General features: G+C 51.3%; 1 protein-coding gene. It reads left to right on the top strand.

Features of this window, described 5'->3' with window-relative positions:
• On the top strand, positions 1 to 446 hold a 446-nt coding region (locus IQP38_RS25160), incomplete at both ends, for a cadherin-like domain-containing protein (RefSeq protein WP_193838131.1).

Raw genomic sequence — 446 nt, 5'->3', positions numbered from 1 at the left:
GCGCCAGTGGCAAAAGATGATACCGCTGTCACTGACGAAGACACGCCAGTGACGATTGATGTTCTGCCAAACGACACCGATGTGGATGGCGATAAGCTGTCGATTGAATCGGCTTCCGTACCTGAAACACAAGGTACAGTTGAGATCGTTGATGGCAAACTGGTCTTCACACCGGCTGAGAACTTCCATGGTGACGCTGAAATCACTTACACCGTGACCGATGGTGCACTGACTGACCAAGCGACGGTTAACGTCACCGTGAATGCGGTGAACGACACGCCTGTGGTTGAAAGCAGCATTGCAGACCAAACCTTGGCAGAAGACTTTACGCCATACAGCATCAATCTGAATACGGCTTTCAGCGATGTAGATAACGTGGATGGCGATCTGACCTTCAGCGTCTCCGGCAACAGCAACATTCAAGTGGCGATCGTCAATGGGATTGC

The sequence above is a fragment of the Vibrio sp. OPT41 genome, from assembly GCF_015163595.1.
Lineage (GTDB): Bacteria > Pseudomonadota > Gammaproteobacteria > Enterobacterales > Vibrionaceae > Vibrio > Vibrio alginolyticus.
The sequence above is the reverse complement of the archived record's forward strand: the minus strand, read 5'-3'. Positions and strand labels throughout refer to the sequence as shown.